Here is a 1,202-nt window from a genome sequence, read left to right on the forward strand (position 1 = left end):
ATCCCGAGATCCGGCTCGCCCACGCCACCCGCCGCAAGGTCGCGGCGCGCTGGGACGGGCTCGCGCCGACGCATGTCCACGTCGCCACCGAGGGGACGGTGGGCTACGCCACCCGGCGGCACTGCCTCGCGCGCGGGCGGCCCTTCACCACGAGCTACCACACGCGCTTTCCCGAATACCTCGCGGCCCGCCTGCCGGTGCCCGAGGCCTGGAGCTACGCGTGGCTGCGCCGCTTCCACGGCGCGGCCTGCGGCACGATGGTGAGCACGCCCTCGCTGGAGCGGGAACTCGCCGGGCGGGGCTTCTCCAACCTGATGCGCTGGACCCGCGGCGTCGACACCGAGCTGTTCCGGCCGGCCGAACCGGGCGAGGCCCCGCCCGCCGAACTCGCCGACCTGCCCCGCCCGCTCTTCCTGTTCGTCGGCCGGCTCGCGGTGGAGAAGAACGTCGAGGCCTTCCTGCGCCTCGACTTGCCGGGGAGCCGCGTCGTGGTCGGCGACGGGCCGGACCGGGCGCGGCTCGAGGCGCTGGGCACGGGCGCGCGCTTCCTCGGCACGCGCACGGGCGCCGCCCTGGCGCGGATCTACGCCGGCGCCGACGTCTTCGTCTTCCCGAGCCTCACCGACACCTTCGGCATCGTGCTGCTCGAGGCGCTGGCCTGCGGCACGCCGGTCGCGGCCTTCCCGGTCACCGGCCCGCTCGACGTGATCGGCGGCACGCGAGGAGGCATCCTCGACCCGGACCTGCGCGCGGCCGCGCTCGCCGCGCTCGCCGTCCCGCGGGAGGCCGCTCGCGCGGAGGCGCTGCGCCACACCTGGGCCGAGAGCGCGCGGCAGTTCTTCGGCAACATCGCGAGCGCCCACGCGCAGGAGGAGGCGCCCGCACCCGGCGCCGCGCCGGTGCTCGGGCTGGGATGAGAGCGGCAATCTCCCCCGCAGAAGCTACGCTATGTCTCATCTCGGGGAGAGATCCCCGCGCATCCCCTTCCCCGGTCGAGGATAGGACAATCACATATGGCGCGCCCCCTGCTCTGGACCGCGCCTGAACCGCGCCATGCCCCCTCTCCCGTGCGGGAGAGGGTTGGGGTGAGGGATGAGAACTCTACGGATGGGGCTGGCCATCGCCGCGGAACCGCAGCGCCTCCTCCGGCACGCTCCGGGCCCCTCACCCTGTCCCTCTCCCGCACGGGAGAGGGGACCCGC

Annotated in this window: 1 protein-coding gene; it reads left to right on the top strand. The window is 74.8% G+C overall.

What is annotated here, in order from left to right; translation table 11 throughout:
* Positions 1-917 (top strand): glycosyltransferase family 1 protein (locus AX737_RS17630; protein WP_066923717.1); only part of this gene is annotated, 917 nt, incomplete at its 5' end.
* Positions 918-1,202 lie beyond the last annotated feature (285 nt).

Source organism: Methylobacterium sp. CCH5-D2, assembly GCF_001556475.1.
In the GTDB taxonomy this organism is placed as follows: domain Bacteria; phylum Pseudomonadota; class Alphaproteobacteria; order Rhizobiales; family Beijerinckiaceae; genus Methylobacterium; species Methylobacterium hispanicum.